Source organism: Streptomyces sp. UNOB3_S3, from assembly GCF_020740895.1.
Taxonomy (GTDB): Bacteria; Actinomycetota; Actinomycetes; order Streptomycetales; family Streptomycetaceae; genus Streptomyces.
Genome location: NZ_JAILXP010000015.1, coordinates 16,801 through 39,896, shown reverse-complemented (window position 1 = coordinate 39,896; position 23,096 = coordinate 16,801). Strand labels below are relative to the sequence as shown.

Below are 23,096 nucleotides of genomic sequence, written 5' to 3'. Positions count from 1 at the left end.
GGCCTCCTTCGAGAACCCCATCGCCCGCCTGCTGGCCCCCCCCCCCGCTACCCTCCGCCTTCCCCTCCACGTTCCCCCTCCGCGTTCCAGCGAGCGGAACACTTCCCCGGTCCCGCCGCCCGGGTGCCTAGGGTCACGGACAACCGCACGGCCGAGGAACCCGCCACGGAAAGCCCGGACCACGGAGCCAGGGAGGGGAGACCGGATGCGATCCTGCGTACTCAAGGCGGTCCCGGAGGACTACACCGTCACCGAGTGCCTGGGGCTGCCCACCGGCAGGGCCGCCGAACGCGACTACCAGTACCTGCTGCTGCGCAAACGCGGCTACACCACCCACGAGGCCATGGGTGCCCTCGCCGCCCACCTGGGTGTCCCCCCGGACGCCGTCGCGGCCGCCGGCCTCAAGGACGACGACGGCGTCACCGAGCAGTACCTGTCCCTGCGGGGCCCCGTCTCCGACGGCCGGCTGCGCGCCTTCAGCGCGGGGATGGACGACGACCACCGCTGGCTGCGCGTCACCGCCCACGGCTACGGCCCCGAGCCCCTGCGCGCCGGCGACCTCGACGGGAACTGCTTCCGCGTCGTCGCCCGCGCGCTCGACCCCGGGACCGCCCGGCTCCTGCGGGAGGGCCCCGCCCGGCACACCCTCTTCTTCGTCAACTACTACGACACCCAGCGCTTCGGCGTGCCCGGCGGTCCCAAGGAGACCCACCTGCTGGGCGAGGCGCTGCTGCGCGGCGACGACGCCAGGGCCTTCGCTCTGCTGCGCCGCTCCGGCTCCCCCGAAGGACGCCTGGCACAGGGTCACCGGGGCAGCCCCGCCCGCTTCCTGGCCGGCCTCGACCCCCGCGTCCCCGTCTTCTACCGCTGCTCGTACGCCTCGTACCAGTGGAACGGCCGGCTGCGCGACCAGGTGGAACGGGCGGCGGGCGGGCGGACCGTCGACGTGGAGGACGACGGCATCCCGTACACCTTCCCGACCACCGCCGAGGCCGCCGTCGCCGTCCTCGCCCGGTGCCCCGTCCTGGAGTACGACCGCTACCGCTGGGCCGCCGGGACCATCCGGCACGACCGGGCGCCACGGCCGGCCGTCGTACAGACCCAGCTCGGCGTCGACGGCGTCGCCCCCGACGAGCTCCACCCGGGCCGGTGGCGCTGCCGGCTGTCGTTCTTCCTGCCCTCCGGCTGCTACGCCACCACGGCCGTACGGCAGTTCCTGCTCCAGCGGGAGCACGCGCGGGGGAGCGAGCGGGAGCGGGAGCCGCGGCCGGAACGTGAGCGCGAGCGGCGCCGCACCGCCGCCCGGCCCGCCCACCGCGCCGGGGCCTGAGCCGGGCCCACGCGCACCGGCCGCCGTCACCGGGGCTCGACGGCCCCCAGCTGGGCCACGGTCGCGGCCGCGGCACCCTGCGCGTGCCGCACCGTGGTCATCAGGCGCACCCCGTCCAGCGGGCCGAACACGGTGATGCCCGCCAGGGCGTAGCCCGTGGGGTGCAGCACCGGCACCGCGACGGCCACCGACCGCAGCCGCCCCGTGGCCACGGCGTACCCCTGCCGGGCGACCCTCGACAGCTCCTCCCGCAGGGCGGGCCCGCCCGGGGTGTGGGCCAGCATCGCCCTGCCCACGGCCCCGGCGCAGACCTCCCCCTGCTCGGCGCGCCAGGGGCCGTCGGCGGGCGGCGCGGGGGAGCGGATGCCCTCCAGATGGACGACGCTCGTGCCGTCGAGGACGGACAGATAGGTGCTCCGGCGCGTCACGTCGTGCAGTCGTTCGAGGAAGGGTGACGCCACCTCACGCAGCCTCCGCTGCCAGGGCGCGCGCGAGCCGAGCAGGAAGAGGCCGTGCCCCAGCCGGACGCCTCCCGGCCCGCGCTCCAGTAATCCCCAGTCGACCAGCTCCTTGATCAGCCGGTGGACGGTCGGTTTCGGCAGCCGGGTGCGGCGGGCCAGCTCGGAGAGGGTCAGTTCCGTCTCCTCCGCGCGGAAACAGGCCAGCAGCGCGAGACCGCGCGAGAGTTTGGAACGGGCTTCGGGCGTGGCGGTGAGATCGAGGTGGACCAAGGCTGCCCCCCAGCGTCTGCGGCTCACCCCTCCGTGGAGAGGCCCGGAGAGAAACTACCGCCGCGGGTATGGATTCGGGTGGCGTGGACGCCACGTTCGTCCGGACCTTGTGGAGAGGGAGAGCACCATGCAGAAGATCACCCCGTGTCTGTGGTTCGACGACCGGGCGGAGGAGGCGGCCACGTTCTACACGTCCGTCGTCCCCGGCTCCCGGATCGTGGAGATCAGGCACTACGGGGAGGCCGGTCCGCGGCCGGCCGGGATGGTGATGACCGTCGGGTTCGAGCTCGCGGGGCAGCGGTTCCTCGCGCTCAACGGCGGGCCGCAGTTCACGTTCAACGAGGCGATCTCGCTGAGCGTGGACTGCGCGTCGCAGGAGGAGGTGGACGCGCTGTGGGCCGGGTTCACCGAGGGCGGCGGGGAGGAGGGCCCCTGCGGCTGGCTCAAGGACAAGTACGGCGTGTCGTGGCAGATCGTACCGAGGGCCCTTCCCGAGCTGCTGGGCGATCCCGATCCGGTCAAGTCCCAGCGGGTCATGCGGGCGATGCTGGGTATGAAGAAAATCGACATCCAGGGGCTGATGGACGCCTACGAAGGGTGAAGGCGGACCGTGGCGGCCCGGGTGGCGGGAGGGAGGGGACGGCGCGAAAGCGTCGCATCGCGGTCTGTTTTACCTCGTCAATATTGTGCCATGACCAAACCTTGACTAACGTCCTGTCGTGGCAGCGCGGCGCAGCGCCGACGCACCAGTTCCGCAGACGCAGAAAACCCCGGGTGTGTACCGCGCCTGACCGCGCGTCACTCCCGGGGCCTTCCCCACTCTTCACTTCTCGTTCCGTGGCGCCGGTGGCACGACCGCGAGCTGTAGCGGGCAGCGGTCATCGCCAGGCGCCGACGCAACCTGTTCCCCGGAGGGTACCGTGAATCACCCGAACCGGCTACGTGCCGCTATCGCCGAGAACGGCACCACGCCGCTCATCGGTGTCTTCGACATGTTCTCCGCCTCGGTCGCCGCCCAGCACTACGACGGCATGTTCGTCTCCGGATTCGGCTTCGCCGCCTCGCACTACGGCCTGCCGGACATAGGCTTCATCGCCTGGCCGGACATCGTCGCCTTCGTCCAGCGGATGCGCCTGGCGTTCCCCGCCCACCATCTGCTCGTCGACATCGACGACGGCTATGTCGACCCCGAGACCGCCTGCCACACCGTGCAGCACCTGGAGGCCATCGGCGCCTCGGGCGTGATCCTGGAGGACCAGAAGCGCCCGCGCCGCTGCGGCCACGTCGACGGCAAGCAGATCCTGCCCCTGACCGAGTACCTGGAGAAGCTCGAACTCGTCCTGTCCGCCCGGCGCGACCTCGTCGTCGTCGCCCGGACCGACGCCACCGAGGAGGACGAGATCCTGCGCCGCGCCGAGGCGCTGGCCGCCAGCGACGCCGATGTGATCCTGGTCGACGGCGTGCGCAGCGTCGAGTGGATCCGCAAGGTGCGCGGTGTCATCGGTACCAAGCCCCTGCTGTTCAACCAGATAGCGGGCGGCAAGTCCCCCCGCCTCAGCCGGTCCGAACTGACCGAGCTGGGCGTGGACGTGGCGATCTACAGCACACCGTGCCTGTTCGCCGCCCAGTCCGCGATGGACGAGGCGCTGCGCCGGCTCAAGGACGACGACGGGCGGCTGCCCGAGACCACGCCGTCGAGCGTGGGCGTCGCCGAGTGCCTGGCCCTGCTGGAGAAGAACATCAGCCGCCACCACCGCGCGCCGGCCGGGAGCTGATCCCGTACGGCGGTGGCCGCCGCCCCCGCCCACCGGTTCCCCCTCGGGCCGGTGGGCGGGGGCGCGCGGCCGTTCCGCGATCCGGCCCGGGGCTATGCGCCGATCGCGTCCAGATAGGCGCCGGCCTCCGCCGGGTCGAGGAACCACCGGGCCCCGGACGGGTCCGCGTACACCTCGGCGAAGCGGTCGGCGACCTCCTTCCGCTCGGTCGCCGCCCCCAGCACCCGTGCGACGTGCGGGGGCAGCGGGCCGAGCATCGCGGTCGTGAAGGCCGTCGCGTGGCGGGCGTAGGCCCAGAACTCCTCGAAGGTCCCGCGCATCCAGGAGTCGTCGAAGGGCCGTTCGCCGCGCGCGAGGATCGACCGCCGGTAGAGGTCGGCACAGCGGGCGGCGCTGTTGGAACCCTGCCCGGTGACCGGGTCGTTGACGACGAGGGCGTCGCCCATGCCCAGCACGGACACGCCGTCGTCGAGCCGGGCGACGGGGTGCCGGACGACGGGGTCGACGGCGCCGTAGAGGGTGGCGGTCGCGTCCGTCGGCTCCGCCTTCGCGCACAACTCGTACTCCCACGGCACGAATTCGCGCATCAGCTCCAGTGAGCGCTTGAGGTGGCCGTCCGGTCCGGGGCGGTCCTGCCAGCAGTCCAGCGGGCCGCCGGGAACGGCCTCCCACAGCAGGATGGTGCAGGGGCCGCTCTTCGTCAGGGCGGGCTGGAGGAGCCCCTCGCCGACGCCGGGCGCCATCAGGACGCGCACATGGGTCTCCGCGGGGTCCGGGGGAGCGGCCACGCCGTGGAGGTAGAGGCAGGACAGGGTGCGCTGGGGGCGGTCGAAGGGGGAGCGCGCGGTGTCGCGCGGGAAGATGTCCGAGAGCTCGCCGCGCCCGGCGGCGACGATCGTCAGCTCGTGCCGGCGGGCCAGTGTGGCGAGCCCGGCCCGGTCCACCGAGCGGTATTCGACGTGGCCGCCGCGCCGCTCGAACAGCTCCAGCCAGCCGGAGAGTTTCACCCGCTGGTCCACCGACCGCTGGGGGTGGGCCAGCCTGCCGGTGATGGCGGCCGCGAGGGTGCCGGGCGGGTCGATCATGCTTGCCCGTATCGCGTGGACGGCGGGCACCCGGTCGTCCCACAGGTTCAGCCCGGCCTCCCGCTCGACGGTCTGCGCCGGCCCGAACATCGCCTGGGTGGACAGCACATGCCCGTCCCGGATCTCCCCGGCCGTGCGGGCGGATATGAGTGTGACGTCGTAGGCGTGGGCCTGGAGCCCCAACGCCAGCAGTAATCCCGCCTGTCCCGCTCCTACGATGGCGATCCGCCGCATGAGACCCCCTCAGGTCCTCGGCCCGGCAACGCGCGGTGCCCGGCGGGCACCACGCGTCCCATCGTGCAATGGCGCACCGCCGGCCGACAGGGGGCGGTGGAGAGCCAACCGGAACATAGCCTTCCGTAAGACTTTACGATCGCTCGATGCACAAACGCCCGGCCGCGAACGCCATTACTTGCGGAGGGGGTCGAGCGAGGACGCCCTCTCCGGGGCGCGGTGACGCGGGGGCGTGGACAGGCCCCGCCCGGCCCATGACCATCCACAACCGGAGGGACCAGTACTTCCGTGATCCCACACGATGCAGGCGACGGGGCGACGGGCCGGCGGCGGGGAGGGAAACGGTGACGCTCTCCCGCCACGCGGGTACGTTTCCCATGACCGAACTGCCTGCCGATTATCGTGCGTTCCACCAGCTCTACCGCCCCCGCTACATGCAGTGGGCCGAGCTCTACCTCGGCAATCGCCACGACGCCGAGGAGGCCGTCGACCAGGCCTTCGAGGACCTCTGCTTCACCTGGAGCGAGGTCCTGAGGACCGAGTCGCCCAACGCCTACGCCTGGTCCGTCGTCCGGCACCGCACGATCGACTGCGCCCGCGCCCGGGGCCGGCGCCCCACCGTCATCGACACCGCCGCCTTCGAGACGTCCGCGCTGCGGCACGCCGTCGACCCGATCGGCGAGCTCGAGGAGAGCCTGTCGGTCTACAAGGCCATCTGCGCCCTGCCCGAACGCCAGCACGACGTCATCGTCCTGCACTACTGCCTCGGCTACAGCATCCGGGAGACCGCCGACATCATGGGCATCACCCAGGGCGGGGTGCGGTCCACCGCCCGTTTCGCGAGACACCGTCTCCACGACGCCCTCGGACTGGAGAGAGAAGAGGAGCACCGGTGATCGGGTCCCTCGACCATGCCCTGGCCAAAGCCCGCCTCGAACCCCGGCCCTACACGATCGCCGACACCGACCAGGCGGAGGCCCGGCTGCGGGCCCGTCTGGCGGAGCGGATGTGGCACGGGGCGCTGTACTTCGACGACCAGATGGAGCCCGCCCGCACGGCCGCCGTACGGGCCGCCGAGCGCAACTCGCTGCCGCACCGGGCCTTCCGGCGGCGGCTGCGGAGCCTGTGCGAGACGGTCGTCGCCCAGGACCTCCACAAGCTCGGGGCCTTCCTGGCCCACCGGATGCTGGAGCCCGACGGCGCCCTGGTCCTCGGCTGTGTGCTCCAGCTCGCCGACCGCGAGGACAGCGCCCGGTTCTGGTGGCAGTTCGCCGCTGGAGCGGACGCCGCCGGCGCCGCCTGCTGCCTCTACCTCCACCACATGGCCTTCGGCGAGCGCAGGGAAGCGGAGCTGTGGCGCCGTCAGGCGGGGCTGGAGGCGCTCATCCCGCAGACGCCCGAGGACATCGACCGGGGCGATCTCAACGCCGCCCTCCAGATGCTCGACAGCCTTCGCGACGGGGAGTGCTTCTCGCCCGCCGCGAGCGCCGTCATCGCCTATGTCCCCGACGCCCTCGGCTTCGTCGAGGAGGTCGATCTGCCCCTGCCCCAGCCCGACTTCCCCGAGCGGATCGGGGAACTCACAGCCACGGCCTGACGGATGACACCCCGGAGGGACCGGCGGGACGCCGGTCGCCTCCCGGGGCGTGCGATGCGCACGGGGGCGTGAGATATGGACAGGGGGCGCCCGCCGGACCGAGAATCACCCTTATGACCTCACCTGACTTCCGGACGCGCCTCACCCGGCCCTCCGAGGCCGAACGGAACCAGGCCCTGGTCGTCCTCCGGGACGGCGCCGGCGACGGCAGGCTCTCCCACGACACCTTCATGCGCCGGATGAACATCGTCCTGACCGCCCGCCACCGCGCCGAGATCGACCTCGCCATGGCCGACCTGCGCACCCACGGCCGCTTCTCGGATTTCCTCGTGCGCACGGTCACCCGGCTGGCGGGGCTCACGGGCCGGGTGCGCGGCGCCTGGCGCGCGGCCCGGCTGCCGGGCCTGCGGCTGCCCGAGCCGGGCCGGGCCGCGCTGAGCATCGGCCGCTCGCCCGGGTCCGACCTGCGCTTCGACCACGACACGGTCTCCCGCCGCCACGCCGAGCTGCGCTACGTGGACAACCACTGGCGCCTGTCCGACCTGGGCTCGCGCAACGGCACCTACGTCAACGGGCTGCGCATAGCGGGCACCGTACGCGTCCACCCCGGCGACCAGGTCGCCTTCGGCAGTCTGCATTTCCGCTTGTCCGCCTGATGCGTTTGTCCGCCTGATCCTTCGCATCGCCTCGCACTCCTTCGCGCGGGGAGCGCGCACCCCGCCCGTTTGACACCCCGGAGGCCGTCCGGTCGTTGGCCAGGGCATGGGGAGACGGCAGGGCGACGGGCGCACACGACGGGAATTCCTGGCGACGGCGGGAGGCGCCGGCGGTGCCGCCGCCCTGGCGGCCGCCGGACGGGCCGGGGCCACCGCCCGGCACGGTGGAACGGGCCGCAGTGTGGCGGTGCTCGGCGGCGGCGTCGCCGGGCTCAGCGCCGCCCAGGAGCTCGCCGAACGCGGCTACCGCGTCACCGTGTACGAACGCAACACCGCGCTCGGCGGCAAGGCCCGCAGCATGGACGTCCCCGGCACGGCCCGGGACGGACGGCGCCCGCTCCCGGGAGAGCACGGCTTCCGCTTCTTCCCCGGCTTCTACCGCAACCTCCCCGACACCCTGCGCAGAATCCCGCTGCCGGACGGCCGGCACAGCGTCCACGACAACCTCGTCAACGCCACCGAGGAACTCTTCGCCCGCGACGGCGGCCGCCCGGACCTCCGCATCCCCTTCCGCACCCTCCTCGCCCCGACCGACCTCACCGCACTGCTCCCCGACGCCCTGCCCGGCACCCTCGCGGGCGCGCTGGACACGGCCCTGCGGCTGCCGGCCGGCGAGGCCCTCCACTTCGCCCACCGCGTGCTCGTCCACCTCACCAGCTGCGACCGGCGCCGCTACGGGCAGTGGGAGCGGGTGCCCTGGTGGGACTTCATCGACGCGGCACACATGTCGCGGGACTACCAGCGCCTCCTCGGCACCGGCATCACCCGGAACATCATCGCCACCAAGGCCGAGACCGCCAGTACCCGGACCGTCGCCCGGGTCCTCCAGGCCTTCCTCTACAACGGGCTCGGCCGGGGCAACGACGGGGAGCCGGACCGGGTGCTCAACGCCCCGACCAACGAGGCGTGGATCACCCCCTGGGCCGCCCACCTGCGCCGCCTCGGCGTCCGCTTCGAACTCGGCACCGAGGTCGAGGAGGTGGTCCACCGCGACGGCCGGGTCAGCCACCTCCGGCTGCGGTCCCGGGAGATCGGCGTACCCCGCGCCACCAGCGCCGACCACTACCTCAGCGCGATGCCCGTCGAGCACGCCCGCGCCACCTGGGGGAGCGCCCTGCGGGCCGCCGACCCCCGGCTGGCCCGGTGCGACCGGCTGCGCACCGACTGGATGGTCGGCGTGCAGTTCTACCTCCGCACCCGTACCCCCATCGTGCACGGGCACGTCGATCACGTGGACTCCCCGTGGGCGCTCACCACCATCAGCCAGGCCCAGTTCTGGCCCGGCCGGGACTTCCGCGCGGACTACGGCGACGGCCAGGTCGCCGACTGTCTGTCCGTGTGCGTCTCGCAATGGGACAAGCCCGGCATCCTGTACGGCAAGCCCGCGATCGCCTGCACCCGGCAGGAGGTGATCCGTGAGGTGTGGGCCCAGCTGAAGGCCGGGCTGAACGACACCGGGCGGCGCGTGCTGTCCGACGACGACGTCCACTCCTGGTTCATGGACCCGGCGGTCACGGGGCTGGGCGGCCCGTCCCCGGCCAACCGCGAACAACTCCTCGTTCACCCCACGGGCACCTGGTACGACCGCCCCGCGAGCCGCACCGCCGTGCCCAACTTCTTCCTCGCCGGCGACTACGTAGCCACCGACATGGACCTCGCGACCATGGAGGGCGCCAACGAATCGGCCCGCCGCGCGGTCAACGCCCTGCTGGACGCGGACGGCTCCCCGGCCCCGCGCTGCCGCGTCTGGACCCTGTACCGCCCGCCCGAGCTGGAGCCCTTCCGGCGCCAGGACGAGGCCCGCTACCGCGCGGGCCGGCCGAACGTCTTCGACGTGCGCTGACCCGCCGCCTCAGCCGAGGCCGCGCGCCCGCCGGAAGCGGGCCAGGCCCTCGGTGAGATCCACCAGCGGCGCGGGGTAGCGCAGCGCCGCCCGCTCGGGGCCGCCGAGCCGCCACGGGGTGTGGACCGCCGCCCCGGGCAGCGCGGCCAGCTCGGGGACCCAGCGGCGCACGTAGTCGCCCCGGGGGTCGAAGCGCCTGGCCTGGACGAGCGGGTTGAGGACGCGGTGGGGGCGGGTGTCGTTGCCCGTGCCCGCCACCCACTGCCAGTTCAGCCGGTTGTTCGCCACCTCCGCGTCCACGAGGAGGCCCTCGAAGTGCCCGGCGCCCTCGCGCCAGTCGTGGTACAGCGTCTTGGTCAGGAAGGAGGCCACCAGCATCCGGGCGCGATTGTGCATCCACCCCTCGTGGGCGAGCTGGCGCATGGCCGCGTCCACGACCGGGTAGCCCGTCGTGCCCGCCCGCCACGCGGCGAGCTCGTCGGGGTCCGTACGCCAGCGGTCGTGCCGGGCGCGGTAGTCGCGGTGCGCCGCCTCCGGGACGGCGGCCAGGACCTGGTGGTGGAAGTCGCGCCACGCCAGCTGGCGGACGAACGCCTCCGCGCCCGCGTGCGGCCCGTCCGCCGGGGCGGCCCGGCGGGCCCGGGAGATCACTTCGACCGGTGAGACGCAGCCGAAGCGCAGATAAGGGGAGAGCCGGGACGTGGCGTCCGCCGCCAGGTCGTCGTGCGCCTCCGCGTAGCCCGCGAGGCCCGAGCGCGTCCAGGCCGCCAGCCGGCGGCGGCCCTCGCTCTCGCCGCCCTTCGGCAGCCCCGCCGGGGCCGGGCCACGGGCCAGGTCCCCGGCCGCGGGGAGCGGGAGCGAGCGCACCCGGGGCAGCTCGACGCGCCGGGGCGCGGGGGAGACGGGCCGGAGCCGCTCGGCCGACCAGCGGCGGTGGTAGGGGGTGAACACCGCGTAGTGGTTCCTGCCCGAGGGCACGAGCGCCCCCGGCGGCACGGCGGTGGTCACCGCGTCGTGCACCCGCAGCGACCGGCCGTCCGCAGCCAGTGCCGAGCGCAGCCGCTCCTCCCGCCGCTGGGCGTAGCCGCCGGCCCCGCTCGCGAGGTGCACCTGCGTCGCACCGGTCTCGGCGGCCACGCGGCACGTCTCGCGCACCACCTCCCCGGCGCGGACGATCAGCCGGCCGCCCCGGGCCCGCAGTCCCCCGTCGAGATCGGCGAGACAGTCCGCGAGAAAGGCCGCGCGCGCCGGTGTGACGAAGCCCGCACCGGCGATGCCGGAATCGATCACGAACAGGGGCACCACACGCTCGGCCGCGCGCAGCGCCGCGCACAGCACGGGATTGTCGTGCAATCGCAGATCGGCTGTGAAAAGGACGACAGCGACGCGCATGCCCCCACCCGCCTCGTTCCGGTGGCCCAGGCCGTGTCCTGCGGGCTCAGGCTAGGACAGGAGGGACGGAAACGACGGGATTGACTGTGACCCGCGGGCTTGCGAATTCCTAGAAGGGATGTTCTGGTGTGGACACGTCGTGCCGGATCGACCGGCCGCGTGGGGCGCCGTGCCGGATCGACCGGCCGCGCCGAGGCCGAAGACCGGGCCGGGGCGACCTCTGGCACATGGTGTCGGTCCTCACTGCCGAGGAAGCGACTGATTTAAGTACCGGCCGTCCAGGGCCGGTCACAGTACGGCCCAGGATCGGCGACAGGCCAGCAGTGCCTTTCGCCAAGGGTCCGCGTTGGGAGATTCACGTGTCCGCTCTGTCGTCACAGCCGCCTCTGTCCGTCATCCGAACGTCCCGGCCGCCCATCGCGATGGCGGCACCCCGCACCGGCGGCGCCCGCCACGCCCGTCCGCTGGGCCTCTACGACACCTGGTGGACGGTCGGCGGTGCCGCCGTCGCCCTGTGCGCGGGCTGGGCCGCCAGCGTGTGGGTCTCGATCCACCTCCAGGCGGACGCGTCCCTCCACACGGTCGCGCTCTTCGTGCACCTCGCCAGCCTCGTCCTCGGCTTCGGCGCCGTGCTCGTCGCCGACTACTACGGACTGCTGTGGATCACCGGCCGTACCACCCTGCGCGAGGCCCTCGGCAGCGCGGGCAAGCTCCACCTGCCCATCTGGGCCGGTCTCGCCGGTCTCGTCGCGAGCGGCACCCTGCTCCACCCCAACCCCTCGGCCACGCTCACCGCGATCAAGCTGGCGTTCGTCCTCGTCCTGAGCCTCAACGGCCTCCAGGCGGGCATGCTCAACAAGCACATGGCCCGGCAGTCCGCCGGCGAGCCGTCGCCGCGCGTGCTGGCCTGGGGCGGGGCCACCGCGATGATCTCCCAGATCTGCTGGTGGGGCGCCGTGGTCATCGGCTTCATCAACACCACCAGCCACTGAGTGGCTCCGGCCGTCACGGCCGGTGTTCTGTCCGGGCAGGGCCGCTGTCACCGTCGAGGACGGTGACAGCGGCCCTGCCCGTTCGGCTACGGGGTGGAACGCCCGGGGCAGCCGAGCGGCGGCTCCGCGAGCAGCGGCCTCCCGGGGCCGCGCAGCACCCCTATGGCCACGGTCGGTGAGACGAGTCCGGTCACCGGGGCGGAGAGAGTCAGGACGTCGAAGAGGGCCCGGCACGTGGCGGCCCGCCCCGTCGCGGTGAGCATCAGCCGGTCCATGTACCCGCGCAGGAGCGTGGTCGCCGCGGGGGGCCGCCGACCCGTGGTGCCGGGGTAGAGGATGTCCTGCGCGACGGCCAGGTCCCAGGGCCCCTGGACGAGCCGGCCGATGGCGCGCTGCGCGTCGCGGGCGACGCCCGGGGCGAGCCCCCGGGCGCGAACCGTCTCGCGGAGAAGGGCGGCACCTTGCGCGGCGACGGACATGCCCTGGCCGTAGAGGGGGTTGTACGCGGCGACGGCATCCCCAAGGACGACGAAACCGGCGGGCCAGGCCGTCATCTTCTCGTAGAGGCGGCGCCGGTTGACGGTGCTGTGGGTGACGTGGATGTCGGTCAACGGCTGTGCGCGGGCGATGAGATCGCCGACGAGGGGGTGGCGCACCTGCCGGGCGAAGGGCACGAACTCGTCCGCGGATGCGGATGGTTGGCCTCCGCGCGTGCCGGAGAGCGTGACCAGCCAGCGGCTGTCCTCGATCGGCAGGAGCGTGGCGGACTGCCCCGGGACGGGCCGGCGCGGGTCGGGCTGGATGCCGATGACGGGGAATCCGCCGGAACCGGCGGGTGCCCGGAAGATCCGGGTGGCGTAGGCGAGACCGGAGTCGACCGCGTGCTCGGGAACCGCCGGCAGCCCGAGACCGGCCAGCCAGCGCGGGGCGGAGGACCCGCGGCCGGTGGCGTCGACGACGAGGTCGGCTTCGAGACGGGTCTCGGCGCCGTGCGCGTCACGGACGACCACGCCGGTGACCCGCCGGGCGTCGCCCGTGAGCCGGACCGCCTCCGCGCCGTCGACGAGGGAGACCGCGGGGAGGGCGAGGGCCTGCCGGCGCACGACGTGGTCGAGGAGGTCACGGGAGCAGACGATCATGTACTGCGTCTCGGGCCAGCGTCTCAGCCAGCCCTGCGCGGTGAAGGTGACCAGCCCGGTGGGGAGGGGGACGCGGCGCGCCCCCGCCTTGAGCCACCGGTCGTGGGTTCCGGGCAGCAGGCTCTCGACGGCGCGGGCGCCGCCGGAGTACAGCAGATGGGCGTGGCGTGCCTGGGGGAGGCCGCGCCGGGGCGAAGCGGTGTCCGGGAGGCGGTCGCGTTCGACGACGGTGACGGTCGCCGCCCGGTCGGCGAGGGCCGCGGCGGCGAGCATGCCGGCCAGGCCTCCGCCCAGGACGACGGCGCTACCGGTGCGGCTGGGGGATGTCGTCATGGGCGTGGGCTCCTGCTGCGGGTCGGTGTCCGCCGAGGCGGTGACGGCGGGGCCGTGACGGCGGGGCGGGGGTGGCTCAGCTGCCGCAGACGGCGACCAGCTCGGCGGCCTCCTCCGTGATCGACCGGGCGAGCAGGTCCAGGTCGGGCACGGCGACGGCGTCGGCGAGCAGCCCGTAGCAGACGCGGTCCTCGTAGGTGGTGATGCCCACGGCGAGGGACTGCCCGGGCGCGAGCGGGGCGAGCGGGTAGGCCTCGCGGACGCGGCCGCCCGCGAGCGTGAGGCCGTGGACGCCGCGCAGCGGGACGCTGGAGACGAGCAGGTCGTAGAAGAGCCGGCCCGAGCGGGCGATCAGGCCGCCGCCGAAGCGGTGGCCGAGGGGCGGGATGACATCGGCGAGCAGCGCGGCGGCGCCCGGGCCCTCGGCGGGCCCCGCCAGCTTGTTGCGCCGCATGACCTCGCGCACCGCGCGCAGGCGGGCGAGGGGCTCGGCCTCGTCGACGGGGAGCCGGACCAGATAGCCGGAGAGCCGGTTGCCCGAGGCGCCCGGGTCGCCGGGGTCGCGCAGCGACACGGGGACGAGGGCGCGGGGACGCACGCCGTCGCTGCCGTCGCCGCGCTTGTCGAGCCAGCGCCGCAGGCCGCCCGCGACCACGGCGAGGAGGACGTCGTTGACGGTGCCGCCCGTGGCCTCGCGGACGCGGTTCACATCGTTCAGGTCGACGGTCGCGCCGTCGGCGCGCCGGGCGCCGGTGGCACGGGAGGCGAGGGCGGGCGAGGAGCGCACGTCCAGCGCGGCCCTGGCCATGGCGGAGCCGATGGCCAGCGCCCGCCCGGCGTCGCCGACGGCGCCGCGCACCATGCCGGGCAGCTCGCGCGGGCCGGGCAGGCGCAGCCCGGAGCCGCTCTTCCTCGGCCGTGGCGCGTCGGCCGGAACGGGTGCCCCGTCGGCGGCGGCGGGGTCCAGGAGCGACAGGGCGTACGAGGCCGCGCGTATGCCGTCCGCGTGGGCATGGTGGAACGTGAACAGCACGGCGAAGGACGTGCCGTCCGCGCCGGGCAGCACATGCGCCGCCCACGGCGGCCGCTCCCGGTCCAGGGGCTGCTGCATCAGGGCCCCGGCGGCCGCGAAGAAGTCCCGTACGGGCGCGGTGAGATGGACGTGGTCCGACGGGTCGTAGCCGGGCGCGACATGGCGGGCGGCGCCGCCCACGGGGAGCAGGACGGGACGGATGCGGGTGTTGAGCCCCGGTACGCGCGCGGCGTGGTCGGCGAGCAGCCCGGCGGCACGCCGGGCGGCGTCCGGGCCGGCGGCGTCGAGGACGACGAGCCCGCCCATGTGCAGGGGGTGGCCGGCGGACTCGATGTTCCAGAAGGCGAGGTCGAGCGGCGTGAGCGGTTCGGGGGTCACTTCAGGGATCACGGGGTCTCCGGAGTCACGGGGCTTGGACGTGCTCGCGCGTCGGGTGAGCCAGGGGACGGCGCTGCTGTGGACGTAAGCGAGCAGAAGTCAATCGTCGCCGGTCGACTACGGTCAAGTGCGATCTGGATACGCTCTGTTAACCGCGTATGTCGGCCCATGGTTTTCAGCCCCTCCCACGCCTCTCCCGGCGCCCCGGTTCCCCGGGTAACCGCCTGCGACCACGGCGTCGGTCCCGCGCGCTACTTGTCCGGATCGGAACCCCGCGGGCGGTGGCGTGTACGACACGGTTACCGTCGGACCGGCAGACCGTGGACAACGGCCCGTGACCCCGGCCCCGGCGCCGCCCATCACATCGACAGCACCGAAGACGCCGTCGCCCGGAAGCTCCAGGCCCTCGGCGGGGCCAAGGTCGTCCTGGCCACGGTCACCGACGCCGGCGCCATGTCCGCCACCGTCGACGGCCTCGGACGGCGCGGCGAACTGGTCATCGTCGGAGTCTCGCCCGACCGGCTCCAGATCAGCGGCCTCCAGCTGCTGAACGGCGACCGGAAGGTCTACGCGCACTTCTCCGGCGCCGCCCTCGACATCCAGGACACCCTGCGCTTCGCCGCGCAGACCGGCGTGCGCGCCTGGACCGAGGACGTCCCGCTGGAGGGCACCGCCGCCGCGGTCGAGCGGATGACCAGCGGAAAGGCCCGCTTCCGCATGGTCGTCACCACCGGCCGCTGAAGCCCTGGAGTCGGCTCGTGACCGACCGTGCCGAACTCGGCCGCTTCCTGCGCGCCCGCCGCGAAGCCCTGCGGCCGGCCGACGTCGGGCTGATCCCCGGTTCCCGGTACCGACGCCGCGGAGTGCCTGGCCCTCACTTTCGCGCCCGAAAAAAATCGGGCGGCGATGTCGAGAACCCGCGTCCGGCTCCGTCCCCGGGATGAAACGCGGCCACAATGGGTCGCACGAGCACCGAGGAGAACCACGATGGCCAAGTACCTGCTGCTCAAGCACTACCGAGGCGCCCCGGCTCCGGTCAACGACGTACCGATGGACCAGTGGACGCCGGAGGAGATCTCGGCACATGTGCGGTACATGAACGACTTCGCGGCCCGGCTGGAGAAGAGCGGCGAGTTCGTCGACGGCCAGGCGCTCGCCCCCGAGGGCGCGTGGGTCCGCTACGACGGCGAGGGGCGCCCGCCGGTCACCGACGGACCGTTCGCCGAGACCAAGGACCTCATCGCCGGCTGGATGATCATCGACGTCGACAGCTACGAACGCGCCGTCGAACTGGCCGGGGAGCTGTCGGCCGCCCCCGGGGCGGGCGGCAGGCCGATCCACGAGTGGCTGGAGGTGCGCCCGTTCCTGACCTGCCCGCCCACCATCACGGAGTGACCTCACCGATGGACGAGGCCCTGCTCAGGAGCCTCACACCGAGCGTGCTCACCGTCCTCGTCCGCCGCGGAGCCGGCTTCGCGGCGGCCGAGGACGCCGTGCAGGACGCGCTGGTCGAGGCGCTCCGCGCCTGGCCCGCCGGCCCACCGCGGGATGCGAAGGGCTGGCTGGTCACCGTGGCCTGGCGCAAGTTCCTCGACGCGACGCGCGCCGACACCGCCCGCCGCCGGCGCGAGGACCGCGTCGAGGAGGAGCCCGCGCCCGGGCCGGCGCCCGCGGTGGACGACACGCTCCAGCTCTACTTCCTGTGCGCCCACCCGTCGCTGACCCCGGCATCGGCGGTCGCGCTCACGTTGCGCGCCGTCGGCGGGCTGACCACCCGCCAGATCGCCCGGGCCTATCTGGTGCCCGAGGCGACCATGGTACAGCGGATCAGCCGGGCCAAGCGCACCGTCTCCGGCGTGCGCCTCGACCGGCCCGGCGACGTCGCCACCGTGCTGCGCGTCCTCTACCTCGTCTTCAACGAGGGCTACTCCGGCGACGTCGACCTCGCCGCCGAGGCCATCCGGCTCACCCGGCAGCTCGCGGCCGCGATCGACCACCCCGAGGTGGCCGGGCTGCTCGCCCTCATGCTGCTCCACCACGCCCGGCGCGCCGCCCGCACCGCGCCCGACGGCAGCCTGGTGCCGCTCGCCGAGCAGGACCGCGGCCGGTGGGACACCGCGCTGATCGCCGAGGGCGTCGGGATCCTCCAGACGGCCCTCGCCCGCGACCGGCTGGGCGAATTCCAGGCCCAGGCCGCCATCGCCGCCCTCCACGCCGACGCGCCCACCACCGCCGAGACCGACTGGGCGCAGATCGTCGAGTGGTACGACGAGCTCGCGCGCCTGACCGACAGCCCGGTCGTCCGGCTCAACCGCGCGGTCGCCGTCGGCGAGGCCGACGGACCGCGTGCCGGCCTGGCCGCGCTCGCCGGACTGGACGCCGCACTGCCCCGCCACACCGCGGTGGCGGCGTACCTCCACGAGCGCGACGGCGACCTGGAGACGGCGGCACGGCTGTATGCCGAGGCGGCCCACAAGGCACCCGACCTCGCCGAGCGCGACCATCTGATACGCCGGGCCGCCCGGCTCAACACCCGCCGGAGCCGCTGACGGGTCAGGCGGCCGGCACCACCCGCTGCCCCGGACCGTTGTACGCGCCCAGCGGCCTGATCAGCGCGTTGTGGGCCAGTTGTTCGGTGATGTGCGCCGTCCAGCCCGTGACGCGGCTCATCACGAAGATGGGGGTGAAGGACGGGATGTCGAACCCCATCAGGTGGTACGCGAGCCCCGCCGGGTAGTCGAGGTTGGGGTGGATGCCCGTACGGGCGGCCATCGCTTCGCGCAGGGCCGTGTGGAGGGCCGCCAGGCGGGCGGTCCCCGGGTCGGCGGCGGACAGGGCGAGGAGCCGGTCCGTGGCCCGCTGCATCAGTGGCACCCGCGAGTCCCCGTGCTTGTAGACGCGGTGGCCGAAGCCCATGACCTTGCGCTTGGCGGCCAGTGCCGACGCCAGCCACTCGCCGGCCCGCGCCGGGTCGCCGATCTCCTCCAGCGTCCGCATCACCGCCTCGTTGGCCCCGCCGTGCAGCGGCCCCTTGAGCGCGCCGACGGCGGCCGTCACCGCGCTGTAGAGGTCGGAGAGCGTGGACGTCACCACACGGGCGGTGAACGTCGAGGCGTTGAAGCTGTGCTCGGCGTACAGGATCAGGGAGACCTCGAAGCAGCGCACCACCTCCGGGTCCGGCACCTCGCCGAAGCACATGTGGAAGAAGTTCTCGGCCAGGCCCAGCGAGGGGTCGGGCGGGATCGGGTCGAGGCCGCGCCGCCCGCGGTGGCCGGCGGCGACCACCACCGGCAGCTTCGCCAGCAGCGCCAGGGACTTGGCGCGGTTGGCGGCCGGGCTGCCGTCGTCCTCGGCGGGGTCCTCCGCGCCGAACAGGCTGACGGCGGTCCGCAGCACGTCCATCGGGTGGCACGTCCGGGGCAGCCGGGCCAGCAGCTCCGCGGTCGAGCGGCCCAGCGGCCGCAGGGCGCGCTCGCGCGCGCCGAACTCCCGCAGCTGCCCGGCGTCGGGGAGCTCGCCGTGCCACAGCAGAAAGGCGACCTCCTCGAACGAACGCCGGTCGGCCAGCTCCTGTACCGGATAGCCGCGGTACGTCAGCGAGTTGCTCTCCTCGATGACGGTCGAGATGGCGGTGGTGTCGACGACGACCCCGGCCAGCCCGCGGTGGATGCTGAGTGTCATGGGAAACCTCCGGGGGTCGGGTCAGGTGCCGGGCGGGAGAGTGAAGCCGAAGACCGACGCGTCGAAGGCCGTGTACTCCTCGTAGCCGAGGAGCTCGTACAGCCGCGACCGGGTCTGCATCCGGGGGAGCAGGGATTCCTGGGTCCCCTCGGCGGCCAGCGCGCGCAGACCGTCCTCGACGGCGCCCATGACCAGGCGCAGCAGCGTGACCGGGTAGAGGACGATGTTGTAGCCGAGGTCCTCGAGCGTGCGGGCGTCCAGCAGCCGGCTCTTGCCGAACTCGGTCATGTTGGCAAGCAGCGGGACGTCCACGGCCGCGCGGAACGCCTCGAACTCCCTTTCGTCTGCAAGGGCCTCGGGGAAGACGGCGTCGGCGCCGGCGTCCACGTACGCCTTCGCGCGGTCGATCGCCGCGGCCAGGCCCTCCACGGCGCGGGCGTCGGTGCGGGCCATCAGCAGGAAGTCCGGGTCCCGGCGGGCGCCGGCGGCGGCCCGTACCCGCCGCGCCATGTCCTCGCGCGGCACCACGGCCTTGCCGTCGAGGTGCCCGCAGCGCTTGGGGTCCACCTGGTCCTCCAGGTGGAGCCCGGCCAGGCCAGCGTCCTCCATCAGCTGGACGGTCCGGGCGGCGTTGAGCGGGCCGCCGAAGCCGGTGTCCGCGTCGATGAGGGCGGGCAGGTCGGTGACGCGGCAGACCTGCTGGGCGCGGGCGGCCAGTTCGGTCGCGGTGGTGAGCCCGATGTCGGGCAGGCCGAGGTCGGCGGAGAGCACGGCCCCGGAGAGGTAGACGGCGTCGAAGCCGGTCTCCTGGATCAGGCGCGCGGAGAGCGGGTTGACGGCGCCCGGTACGCGCAGCAGCCGCCCGGAGGCGAGCCGCTCACGGAACGCGCGGCGCCGCTCGGTGGGGGTGGTGCGGGTGTGCAGCATCAGAACAGCCCCTTGGGCAGCCCGGCGTCGTACGCGGCGAGCGCGGCGGTGTCGACGGCGGGGAACAGCCCGTCCAGGCCGGCCGCGTCCAGCCCGGCGAGCCGGCCGGCCGTCTCCAGGAACCGGTCCTGTTCCTTCGGCTCGACGCGGCCCTCCGCGAGGGCGCGGAACTTGGCGGCGTAGTCCGCGCGCCCGAAGGGCCGGGCCCCGGCGGGGTGGGCGGCGGCGACGGCCAGCTCGTCCTCGATCACCGCGCCGTCGGTCAGGGTGACCACCGCCCGGCCGCCGAAGGCCCGGCGCCCCGGGTCGGGGTCGTGGTAGCGGCGGGTCCACTCCGGGTCCTCCACCGTCGAGACCTTCCGCCACAGCGCCACGGTCTCCGGCCGGCGGGCGCGCTCGGGCGCGTAGGAGCGCTCGTGGTGCCAGGCGCCGTCCTCCAGGGCGACGGCGAAGACGTACGGCACGGAGTGGTCCAGCGTCTCCCGGGCGGCCCCGGGGTCGTACTTCTGCGGGTCACCGGATCCGGAGCCGATCACCTGGTGGGTGTGGTGGCTGGTGTGGAGGACGATCCGCTCGACGCGGTCCAGGGGCCCGATCCGGGGCCCCAGCCGCCGGGCGAGGTCGATGACGGCCTGCGCCTGGTACTCGGCGGAGTGCTCCTTGGTATACGTCTCCAGGATGCCGCGCAGGGCCTCCCCGGGCTCCGGCAGCGTAACGGTGTACTCGACGTCCGGGCCGCCCAGCAGCCAGGCCAGGAAGCCGTCCTCGCCCTCGTAGATCGGCGACGGGGAGCCCTCGCCGCGCATCGCGCGGTCCACGGCCTCGACCGCCGCCTTCCCCGCGAACGCCGGCGCGAACGCCTTCCAGCTGGAGATCTCGCCCTTGCGGGACTGCCGCGTGGCGGTCGTGGTGTGCACCGCCTGCTGCACGGCCTGGTACACCGTCTCCGTGGGCAGCCGCAGCATCGCCCCGAGGCCGCAGACGGCGGCCGCGCCCAGGTGGGCGACGTGGTCGATGCGGTGCTCGTGCAGACAGACACCCTTGACGAGGGCGACGTGCACCTCGTACGCGGCGACGATGCCGCGCAGCAGATCGGCGCCGGAGCGGCCGGTGTGCTGGGCGACGGCCAGCAGGGGCGGGATGTTGTCGCCGGGGTGGGAGTAGTCGGCGGCCAGGAACGTGTCGTGGAAGTCCAGTTCCCGGACGGCCGTGCCATTGGCCCAGGCCGCCCACTCCGGGGAGACCCGCGCCCCGGCCGGGGCGCCGAGGACGGAGGCGCCGGGCCCGGCCCGGTGGGGGAGGGCCTGCGACCGGGCGACGGCCACCGGGCGGCGCGCCAGCGAGGCGACGGCGACGGCGGTGTTGTCGACGACCCGGTTGACGGCCATCGCGGCGGCGTCGGGGTCGAGTTCTGGGGCCGGTGGGGTGGCGGTGGCGACGGCCGCGAGCTTCCAGGCGAGCTGATCCTCGCGGGGCAGCGGGGCGGCGCTGGGGTGGACGCGTATCCGGTGGTCGATCACGGGACTCCTCGGAGTGGTGCGGGGGCTTCCGGGAACGAGCCTGCCCGCTCCGTCCGCCGTCCGCGACGGCTCCACCCTGCGGAATCCGTACAGCTCCGAGCTGCGAATCCGCGAAAGTTGCGAAACATGCGGATGCTACTTTCGCAACAGGGGGCGTGGGGAACTTCGAAGGGGAGGACGGTATGGCGCGAGCGGCGGGCCGGAAGATCTACGCGCACGCGAAACTGCGCCGCTTGCGCCGCGAGCACGGCCTCAACCAGGTGGAGCTCGCCCGCGAACTCGGCATCTCCACCAGCTATCTCAACCAGATCGAGCAGAACCAGCGCCCGCTCACCGCCTCCGTGCTGCTGCGGATCGCCCAGGTGCTGGGCGTCGACGCCGAGTTCTTCTCCGAGGCGGAGGAGGAACGGCTCACCACCGACCTCCGGGCCGCCCTCGGCGACGAGGCGTGCGGCCCCGGGGCCCCGCCGCCCGCCGAGGAGATCGCCGAGGTCGCCCGCGACCACCCCGAGGTGGCCCGCGCCCTCGTCGCCCTCCACCGCCGCTACCGCGACGCCGCTGAACGGGCCGCCGCCCTCGCCGCCCCCGGCGACACCACCGCCCTGCCGCCCGCCGAACCGCACGACGAGGTGCGGGACTTCTTCTACGGGCACCACAACCACTTCGGCTCGCTCGACACCGCCGCCGAACGGACCGCGGCCGAACTGGGGATACGGCCCGGCCGCTCCGCCGGGGCGCTCACCGCCCGCCTCGCGGCCCGGCACGGCGTCACGGTCGTCCAGGCGGCCCCGGACCGGACGGCCCCGGACCGGACGGCCGACGCCCGGCGCTTCGACCCCGAGGCCGGGCTGGTGTTCCTCTCGCCCTGGCTCAGCGACGGCCAGCGCGCCTTCCAACTGGCCACCCAGCTGGCCCTGCTGGAGCACGCCCCCCTGCTGGACGCCCTCGCCGACGGCGCGGCCCTGTCCTCCCTGGACTCCGCCGCCCTGGCCCGCATCGGCCTGGCCGACTACTTCGCGGGCGCGCTGCTCATGCCGTACACCAAGTTCCACACGGCGGCCGAGGAGCTGCGCTACGACGTCGAACTGCTCGGCTCCCGCTTCGGCGTGGGCTTCGAGACCGTCTGCCACCGCCTCAGCACCCTCCAGCGGACGGGACGGCGCGGGGTGCCCTTCTCGTTCCTGCGGGTGGACCGGGCCGGGAACATCTCCAAGCGGCAGTCGGCGACGGACTTCCACTTCTCCCGCCTGGGCGGGACGTGTCCGCTGTGGACGGTGTACGAGGCGTTCTCCGCGCCGGGGCGGATCCTCACACAGGTCGCGGAGATGCCCGACGGCAAGCGGTACTTCTGGATAGCACGGACCGTCACGCGCGGTGGCTTCGGCCACCGGGCCGCGCGGGCGGACTTCGCCGTCGCCCTGGGCTGCGAACTCCGGCACGCGGGCCGGCTGGTCTACGCGGAGGGCATCGCCCTGGACGACCCGCGGGCGGCCACCCCGATCGGCCTCGGATGCCGCATCTGCGAGCGCCGCGACTGCGCGCAACGCGCGCGCCCACCGGCCGGCGGCCGACTCGCCGTCGACCCCGACCGCCGGACGAGGGTGCCGTACCCGGTGGTGGGGGAGTGATATTGCCGGGCGGGTCGGGTGCGCCCCGGCCACCGTTTCGAAGATCGTCAATGCCGAGGGAACGACTTCGCTGACGGCGCCGAGTCCACGCGTAACGTCTTCACTCCACCGTTGCCAGAGCGCCTGGGCTGCCCGACGCCGGCTTCGGCGGCCCGCAGGCGGTCCTCGTCTCAGGTCCAGCAGCGACCCGCAGGTCGGGAAGCTCCGACTACGCATCGACGTCGACGCTGGCCAGACCGGCACCGAGAACTAGCCTGGCGGGCCGGCAGACAACAGCTAGTCAACGTCCCGGCCGAGACGAAGGATCGGCGGCGAGGCTTCGGGCTCGCCAAGGCCTGATTCCCGAGCAGCCTGACCTGCGGTAACCGCGTCTGTGGCGGGGGCGTCACAGCCCGCCACAGACGTCGTGCGCCTGAACAGATAAGATCACGCCGATCTCTCACAGGTCCTGATCAGGGCCAATCGCAGGAGGCGGCGCGCCAACAGTGCCATCGTTCTCGCCCCTTAGTTCGGCCCGCACCTCACGGAGTGCACGGATTGCCTTCACGGCCTTCGCGCACAGCGTCGGAATCTGATCGAAAACACTGCCGAGCACCCATACGAGACCGGCGATCAAGCTGACGAGCGCCGCCGCCCACCCTGCGGTTTCCATCCCTGTCCAGCAGCCTTCTTCTCAGGTGGCTGGACCAGGCGCGCGACAGGCTCAGTCCGGCCACAAGTGTGGTCTGAACCGAGTCCCTGCCGACATCCCAGAATCTCAGG

General features: G+C 73.7%; 21 protein-coding genes. 12 read left to right on the top strand and 9 right to left on the bottom strand.

The window, feature by feature from the left end:
* The first annotated feature begins 205 nt into the window (after positions 1–205).
* Positions 206–1,330, top strand: coding sequence for a tRNA pseudouridine(13) synthase TruD (truD, locus tag K6I33_RS03430; protein ID WP_229348161.1), 1,125 nt, complete (start codon positions 206–208; stop codon positions 1,328–1,330).
* Positions 1,331–1,356: 26 nt separating this feature from the next.
* Here truD and K6I33_RS03425 read toward each other — a convergent pair whose 3' ends face one another.
* Complete coding sequence (locus K6I33_RS03425) at positions 1,357–2,061, bottom strand: IclR family transcriptional regulator (protein WP_229348160.1); 705 nt, start codon at positions 2,059–2,061, stop codon at positions 1,357–1,359.
* 127 nt (positions 2,062–2,188) lie between these two features.
* On the opposite strand from K6I33_RS03425, the gene K6I33_RS03420 reads away from it, so the two are divergent.
* Positions 2,189–2,662: a VOC family protein gene (locus K6I33_RS03420; RefSeq protein ID WP_229348159.1), complete on the top strand. Its 474-nt coding sequence runs from the start codon at positions 2,189–2,191 to the stop codon at positions 2,660–2,662.
* Positions 2,663–2,981: 319 nt separating this feature from the next.
* Complete coding sequence (locus K6I33_RS03415; protein WP_229348158.1) at positions 2,982–3,836, top strand: oxaloacetate decarboxylase; 855 nt, start codon at positions 2,982–2,984, stop codon at positions 3,834–3,836.
* Positions 3,837–3,928: 92 nt separating this feature from the next.
* Here K6I33_RS03415 and K6I33_RS03410 read toward each other — a convergent pair whose 3' ends face one another.
* Entirely contained in the window at positions 3,929–5,155 is a 1,227-nt protein-coding gene (locus K6I33_RS03410; protein WP_229348157.1) for a styrene monooxygenase/indole monooxygenase family protein, read from the bottom strand.
* A 377-nt stretch (positions 5,156–5,532) separates the two neighbouring features.
* On the opposite strand from K6I33_RS03410, the gene K6I33_RS03405 reads away from it, so the two are divergent.
* The 4 genes from K6I33_RS03405 to K6I33_RS03390 all read left to right on the top strand — a co-directional run bounded on the left by K6I33_RS03405 (position 5,533) and on the right by K6I33_RS03390 (position 9,311).
* Positions 5,533–6,051, top strand: coding sequence for an RNA polymerase sigma factor (locus K6I33_RS03405; RefSeq protein WP_126912728.1), 519 nt, complete (start codon positions 5,533–5,535; stop codon positions 6,049–6,051).
* Complete coding sequence (locus K6I33_RS03400) at positions 6,048–6,752, top strand: hypothetical protein (protein WP_229348156.1); 705 nt, start codon at positions 6,048–6,050, stop codon at positions 6,750–6,752. The genes K6I33_RS03405 and K6I33_RS03400 overlap by 4 nt, the downstream gene beginning before the upstream one ends.
* A gap of 113 nt (positions 6,753–6,865) precedes the next feature.
* Positions 6,866–7,408, top strand: a complete 543-nt coding sequence (locus K6I33_RS03395; protein ID WP_229348155.1) for a DUF1707 and FHA domain-containing protein — start codon at positions 6,866–6,868, stop codon at positions 7,406–7,408.
* A 106-nt stretch (positions 7,409–7,514) separates the two neighbouring features.
* Positions 7,515–9,311: an FAD-dependent oxidoreductase gene (locus tag K6I33_RS03390; protein WP_229348154.1), complete on the top strand. Its 1,797-nt coding sequence runs from the start codon at positions 7,515–7,517 to the stop codon at positions 9,309–9,311.
* Between the two features lie 9 nt (positions 9,312–9,320).
* Here K6I33_RS03390 and K6I33_RS03385 read toward each other — a convergent pair whose 3' ends face one another.
* Positions 9,321–10,703, bottom strand: a complete 1,383-nt coding sequence (locus K6I33_RS03385) for a deoxyribodipyrimidine photo-lyase (RefSeq protein WP_229348153.1) — start codon at positions 10,701–10,703, stop codon at positions 9,321–9,323.
* Between the two features lie 422 nt (positions 10,704–11,125).
* Here K6I33_RS03385 and K6I33_RS03380 point away from each other — a divergent pair, with 422 nt between their 5' ends.
* Positions 11,126–11,695: a hypothetical protein gene (locus tag K6I33_RS03380; protein ID WP_229348152.1), complete on the top strand. Its 570-nt coding sequence runs from the start codon at positions 11,126–11,128 to the stop codon at positions 11,693–11,695.
* 86 nt (positions 11,696–11,781) lie between these two features.
* Here the strand turns inward: K6I33_RS03380 and K6I33_RS03375 are convergent, their stop codons facing one another.
* Together K6I33_RS03375 and K6I33_RS03370 are read right to left on the bottom strand one after the other, a co-directional pair.
* Positions 11,782–13,167: an FAD-dependent monooxygenase gene (locus tag K6I33_RS03375; protein WP_229348151.1), complete on the bottom strand. Its 1,386-nt coding sequence runs from the start codon at positions 13,165–13,167 to the stop codon at positions 11,782–11,784.
* A gap of 76 nt (positions 13,168–13,243) precedes the next feature.
* Entirely contained in the window at positions 13,244–14,578 is a 1,335-nt protein-coding gene (locus tag K6I33_RS03370) for a wax ester/triacylglycerol synthase family O-acyltransferase (RefSeq protein WP_229348164.1), read from the bottom strand.
* 255 nt (positions 14,579–14,833) lie between these two features.
* Between K6I33_RS03370 and K6I33_RS03365 the strand changes: the two genes are divergently transcribed.
* The 3 genes from K6I33_RS03365 to K6I33_RS03355 all read left to right on the top strand — a co-directional run bounded on the left by K6I33_RS03365 (position 14,834) and on the right by K6I33_RS03355 (position 17,127).
* On the top strand, positions 14,834–15,319 hold the full coding sequence (locus tag K6I33_RS03365) for a zinc-binding dehydrogenase (RefSeq protein ID WP_229348150.1): 486 nt from the start codon (positions 14,834–14,836) through the stop codon (positions 15,317–15,319).
* Between the two features lie 246 nt (positions 15,320–15,565).
* Positions 15,566–15,973, top strand: a complete 408-nt coding sequence (locus tag K6I33_RS03360; protein ID WP_229348149.1) for a YciI family protein — start codon at positions 15,566–15,568, stop codon at positions 15,971–15,973.
* Positions 15,974–15,981: 8 nt separating this feature from the next.
* Positions 15,982–17,127, top strand: a complete 1,146-nt coding sequence (locus K6I33_RS03355; protein ID WP_229348163.1) for an RNA polymerase sigma factor — start codon at positions 15,982–15,984, stop codon at positions 17,125–17,127.
* 4 nt (positions 17,128–17,131) lie between these two features.
* On the opposite strand, the gene K6I33_RS03350 is transcribed toward K6I33_RS03355, so the two are convergent.
* The 3 genes from K6I33_RS03350 to K6I33_RS03340 are packed head-to-tail and all read right to left on the bottom strand — an operon-like array spanning position 17,132 to position 20,706.
* Positions 17,132–18,259, bottom strand: coding sequence for a bifunctional 2-methylcitrate synthase/citrate synthase (locus K6I33_RS03350; protein ID WP_229348148.1), 1,128 nt, complete (start codon positions 18,257–18,259; stop codon positions 17,132–17,134).
* A 21-nt stretch (positions 18,260–18,280) separates the two neighbouring features.
* Positions 18,281–19,186, bottom strand: a complete 906-nt coding sequence (gene prpB / locus K6I33_RS03345) for a methylisocitrate lyase (RefSeq protein WP_229348147.1) — start codon at positions 19,184–19,186, stop codon at positions 18,281–18,283.
* Positions 19,186–20,706 carry an MmgE/PrpD family protein gene (locus tag K6I33_RS03340; RefSeq protein ID WP_229348146.1) on the bottom strand — a complete coding sequence of 507 codons (1,521 nt, stop codon included), beginning with the start codon at positions 20,704–20,706 and terminating at the stop codon, positions 19,186–19,188. The genes prpB and K6I33_RS03340 overlap by 1 nt, the downstream gene beginning before the upstream one ends.
* Positions 20,707–20,888: 182 nt before the next feature.
* Here K6I33_RS03340 and K6I33_RS03335 point away from each other — a divergent pair, with 182 nt between their 5' ends.
* Positions 20,889–22,334 carry a short-chain fatty acyl-CoA regulator family protein gene (locus tag K6I33_RS03335; RefSeq protein ID WP_229348145.1) on the top strand — a complete coding sequence of 482 codons (1,446 nt, stop codon included), beginning with the start codon at positions 20,889–20,891 and terminating at the stop codon, positions 22,332–22,334.
* A 439-nt stretch (positions 22,335–22,773) separates the two neighbouring features.
* On the opposite strand, the gene K6I33_RS03330 is transcribed toward K6I33_RS03335, so the two are convergent.
* Entirely contained in the window at positions 22,774–22,986 is a 213-nt protein-coding gene (locus tag K6I33_RS03330) for a hypothetical protein (protein WP_229348144.1), read from the bottom strand.
* Between the last annotated feature and the right edge of the window lie 110 nt (positions 22,987–23,096).